The organism is uncultured Amnibacterium sp. (assembly GCF_964245895.1).
Classification (GTDB): Bacteria; Actinomycetota; Actinomycetes; order Actinomycetales; family Microbacteriaceae; genus Amnibacterium.
Window position 1 is genome coordinate 1 of sequence record NZ_CAXTOQ010000223.1, and the last position, 4159, is coordinate 4159.

Annotated in this window: 4 protein-coding genes; 2 read left to right on the forward strand and 2 right to left on the reverse strand. The window is 72.1% G+C overall.

What is annotated here, in order from left to right; genetic code table 11:
- Nucleotides 1-1254 (forward strand): hypothetical protein (locus tag ACFE60_RS18045; protein WP_375390236.1); only part of this gene is annotated, 1254 nt, incomplete at its 5' end.
- A gap of 21 nt (nt 1255-1275) precedes the next feature.
- Here the strand turns inward: ACFE60_RS18045 and ACFE60_RS18050 are convergent.
- Nucleotides 1276-2079, reverse strand: a complete 804-nt coding sequence (locus ACFE60_RS18050; protein ID WP_375390237.1) for a polyprenol monophosphomannose synthase — start codon at nt 2077-2079, stop codon at nt 1276-1278.
- A gap of 65 nt (nt 2080-2144) precedes the next feature.
- Nucleotides 2145-2651, reverse strand: coding sequence for a GtrA family protein (locus ACFE60_RS18055; protein ID WP_375390238.1), 507 nt, complete (start codon nt 2649-2651; stop codon nt 2145-2147).
- A gap of 193 nt (nt 2652-2844) precedes the next feature.
- On the opposite strand from ACFE60_RS18055, the gene ACFE60_RS18060 reads away from it, so the two are divergent.
- The gene (locus ACFE60_RS18060) at nt 2845-3855 is read left to right on the forward strand and encodes a glycosyltransferase family 2 protein (protein ID WP_375390239.1); all 1011 of its coding nucleotides are present in this window, start codon (nt 2845-2847) and stop codon (nt 3853-3855) included.
- The last annotated feature ends 304 nt before the right edge of the window (nt 3856-4159 follow it).

Below are 4159 nucleotides of genomic sequence, written 5' to 3' on the forward strand. Positions count from 1 at the left end.
GTCGCGCTGCAGCTGTGGATCCACCTCGTCGGGTACTCGCCGTTCGCGATGCGCTCGTTCAGCGCCATCGGCGTCGGGTTCGGCGCGGCCGCGACCGTGCTGTTGGCCCGCCGATTCGGCGGGGCCCGGCTCGTCCCGGTGGTCGCGGTCGTCTACCTCACCGTGCCGATGGTCACGTGGGCGGCGTCGGAGGCCCGGTCGTACGCCTGGGTGATCGCGCTCAACGCCTGGGCGGCGGTCGCGCTGCTGCGGGCGATGCGTCGCGGCGGGCGGGCGTGGGTGCTGTACGTCGTCGTCGCCGCGCTCTCGGTGGGCGTCTTCATCTACTCGTCGCTGGTCGTGATCACCCACATGATCGCCGTGGCCGCGTATCCGCAGGGCTCGAGGCGCGGGCGGCTGGTCGGCGTCGTGAGCGCGCTGCTCGCGCTGGCCGTCGCGTCGCCCGTGGTGGTGCTGGCGTTCGGCCAGCGGTCGCAGGTCTCCTGGATCGGTCCGCTGACGCCCGACATGCTGCGTTCGGCGGCGCTGCAGTGGTTCGGGGACTCCCCGCTGTACTCGGTCCCGGCCTGGCTGATGATCGCGGTCGGCATCGGTGCGGTCCTGATCCGGCGTTCGGTCGTGCCGGACGATGGGCGGCGACTGGTGCTGTCGCTCGTGCTGCCGTGGTTGCTGCTGCCGACCGCGCTGCTGCTGCTCGCCACCGCCGCCGGGCAGCCGCTCTACGTCTCCAGGTACGCGGCGATCTCCGTCCCCGCCCTCGCGCTGCTGCTCGGGATCGGGATCACGGCGTTCGGGCGCCGCGGCCTCGCGGGCGCGGTGCTGCTCGCGGTGCTGACCGTGCCGACCTTCGTGGTGCAGCGCCTGCCCCTCGCCAACGGCACGGACTGGCAGCGCTCCGCGTCGACCGTCGCCGAATGGGCCACGCCCGGGGAGGCGTTCTACTTCGCGCAGACCGGCGCCGTCCTGAACCCCCGGTCGATGCTCGCCGCCTACCCCTCGGACTTCGCCGGGCTGCGCGACATCGCGATGCAGTGGAACGCCGCGTCGCTCGGCGGGCTATTCGACACGGTGCTGCCCGCGGACCAGGCGCTCGTCGCGGCCGGCCGGCCGGACCGGGTGATCGTGATCGCCGACAACGCCGCTCCCTGGTGGAACAGCCTTGAGATGCAGGCCTTCTCCGCCGAGGGCTACAAGGCGATCGAGTCCAGCGTCGGCGCGACGACGACCGTGTTCCTCGTCGAGAAGCAGCCGTAGCAGGACGCCGGAGCGCACCCGCTACCGGGCGGGGGCGTACTGCGACCGCCGTGGGATGGCCGGCGTGCCGAGCCTGGCCGCGAGCCAGCGGCCGGGACGGCCGAAGATCCGGGCGGCACCCCAGACGGTCACGACGCCCATCGCCTCGATCACGATCGACCGGCTCATCTTCGAGGTGCCGAGGGTCCGCTCCCGGAACTCGATCGGCACCTCGACGATGCGGTACCCCGTCGCGACGGCGCGGACCGTCAGGTCGACCTGGAAGCAGTACCCCTTGGAGACGACCGTCGCGAGGTCGAGGAGCTCGAGCAGCTCGGCGCGGTACAGGCGGAAGCCGGCGGTCGCGTCGTGGACGTCGAGCGCCAGCATCAGACGCGCGTAGGTGTTGCCGGCCCGGCTCAGCGCCTCCCGCGACTTCGGCCAGTCGATGACGCGTCCTCCCCGCACCCAACGGGATCCGATCGACAGCCCGATCCCCGGCGAGCGGAGCAGGGCGTCCCGCATGGCGGGGAGCGCGCTCGCAGGATGGGATCCGTCCGCGTCGAACTCGCCGACGACCTCGTAGCGACGTTCGAGCGCCCAGGCGAAGCCGGCCAGGTACGCCCCGCCCAGCCCGTCCTTCTGCTCGCGGTGCAGCACGTGGACGCGCTCGTCGGCCTTCGCGAGCGCGTCGGCGAGGACGCCGGTTCCGTCGGGGCTCGCGTCGTCGACGACCAGCACGTGCGCGTCGGGCAGGTGCTCGTGGACCGAGGCGACCGCGGCGGCGATGTTCTCGCGCTCGTCGTAGGTGGGGATCACGATCACGGTCGGTGCGACGGGGTGCATCACGGGTCCTTCGGGAGAGCTCGGCGTCGCCGAGATGCGGGCTCGGCGACGGCCGCTCCGGGACATCACGCGGATCGGTCGGGAGCGGTCGCGCGGAACACGATGCGGCTGTAGACCGACCAGTTCCAGACCATGCCGAACCCGATCGCCACGAGCTTGCCGAGCAGGATCCGCAGATCGCCCAGCGAGGTGGCGTCCGCGAGCAGCCGGTCCATGCCGACCAGCACCAGCGGCTGGATGGCCCACAGGCCGATCCCCGTGCAGACCACGAAGAGCACGAGCTGACGACCGGTGCGGCCGGCCGGTCTCGCCGAGAACGTGAACAGCCGGTTCGCCACGAAGCTGAAGCTCAGGCCCGCCGTCGTCGAGATCAGGTTCGCGATCAGCAGGGGGGAGCCGCCGAGCTGGAGCAGGAAGTACAGCCCGAGATCGATGCCGGTGTTCGCGACACCGACGAGCCCGAACCGCAGCACCTCCCGACCCAGCAGGCCTCGGACGCGCTCCCGCACCGCCGCGGACCACGGGGCGGCGACGCCCTCACCGGGCGCGTCCGCGCCGAACTCGACCGTCATGCCACCAGGGTCGCCGCTCCGCCCCCGTTCCGGGGCCGCGACATGCGGAGGAGCGGCGACCCGGTCCGGCCGACGCGGTCCCGGCGCTGCGCCCCGCGACCGCATCCCGCGACACGCTCAGCGCCTCCCTCGAACGGGGGAGCGCGGGACCTACCGTGCTCCCCACCGACCTCATAGAGCACGGAGCACGCCTGTGAACCTCACGAAGCACAAGATCGCCTTCGTCTTCCCGATCTACAACGAGGAGGGCAACATCGGCCCCCTCTACGACGCGGTGATCGAGACGACGGCGCCGCTGCTCGCCGAGTACGAGCTCGAGTTCGTGTTCGTGAACGACGGCAGCAAGGACACGTCGCTCGAGAAGCTGATCGCGCTGCGCCAGGAGGACGCGCGGGTGACGGTGCTGTCGCTCTCGCGCAACTTCGGGCACCAGATGGCGGTCACCGCCGGCCTCGACCACGCCGACGCGGACGCCGTCATCATCATGGACAGCGACCTGCAGGACCCGCCGCGCGTCGCGCTCGAGCTGGTCGCGCGCTGGGAGGCGGGCGCTGACGTCGTCTACGCGCAGCGCCGCAGCCGGCAGGACACGCTCTTCAAGCGGGCGACGGCGCACGCGTTCTACTGGACGCTGCAGAAGCTCGCCTCCATCGACATCCCGCGAAACACGGGCGACTTCCGGCTGCTCGACCGTCGGGTCGTGCTCGAGATGCGCAAGTACCGGGAGCACCACCGCTTCCTGCGCGGCATGGTCAGTCACCTCGGGTTCCGCCAGGAGGCCGTGCTGTTCGACCGGGACGCGCGCCACTCGGGCACCACCGGCTACCCGCTGAAGAAGATGATCCAGTTCGCCCTGGACGGCATCCTCGGCTTCTCCACCGTGCCGCTGCAGCTGATCAGCCGGCTCGGTGTGGTGCTCTCGGTCTTCGCCTTCATCGGGATCCTGTACGTCGTCGGCGTCAAGCTGTTCGTGCCGCAGACCGCGGTGTCGGGCTGGGCCTTCGTGACCGTCGCCATCTTCCTGATGGGCGGGATCCAGATGATCATGCTGGGGGTGCTCGGCAGCTACGTCGGCCGCACCTACGTGGAGACGCAGCGGCGCCCGCTCTACGCGCTCGGTCTGTCGCTCACCTCCGCCCACGAGGACTCGAAGCCGGTCGAGAAGGTCCCGGCGCTGTCGGAGCTGGTGGGCGCGAGCCGCTGACCCGCCTTCCGACGGAGCGCCCCGGCCGATCGGCCGGGGCGCTCCGTCGTCCGCGCCAGGCGCCGTCGCCCGCACGCGCATCCCGCTGATCCGTGCCGAGCGTTTCACTTACCCGCGCCAAGCGTCGCCCGCGGCCCAGTCCGCGCCGCCCCGCCACTGCGGGAGCGTGCCGTGTGCAGGATCGCGTCCGTCGTGCAGGACGGGACGGCGCCTCCAGTCCTGCACACCGCACGCGATCCTGCACACGGCGCCGGGGCCGGGGCCGGGGCCGGGGCCGGGGCCGGGGCCGGGGCCGGGGCCGGGG